The sequence below is a fragment of the Saccharothrix sp. ST-888 genome, assembly GCF_000955975.1.
Classification (GTDB): domain Bacteria; phylum Actinomycetota; class Actinomycetes; order Streptomycetales; family Streptomycetaceae; genus Kitasatospora.
On sequence record NZ_JYJF01000678.1, the window covers coordinates 1 to 338 of the forward strand.

At 70.4% G+C, this 338-nt stretch carries 1 pseudogene; it reads left to right on the forward strand.

Annotated elements, in window-relative coordinates:
- Window positions 1–5: 5 nt before the first annotated feature.
- Window positions 6–338: pseudogene (locus UK12_RS34195) on the forward strand (homogentisate 1,2-dioxygenase); the annotation flags it as partial.

The following is a 338-nucleotide window of genomic DNA, read 5'->3' on the forward strand; positions in this document are numbered from 1 at the left end:
GGAGCATCCCGCGCAAGCGGCACACCCAGCACCGTACGCCCGAAGGCGGGCTGTACTACGAGGAGTTGATGGGCGAGGAAGGGTTGTTCTCGGAGTCCTCGCTGCTCTACCACAAGGGCATTCCCTCCGCGAGGGTGGACGCGACGCCGTGGGCGCTGCGCGGCCTCGCCACCACACCACACCTGCCGCTCACGCCCCGCCACCTGAAGCTGCCCGAGCTGTTCCCGGGCGAGGAGTGGAAGAACACCGACGCCGTCACCGGCCGCCGCCTGGTGCTCGGCAACGGCGACGTGCGGATCGGGTACGTTGCCGCCGGTTCGCCCAGCGCGCTCTACCGC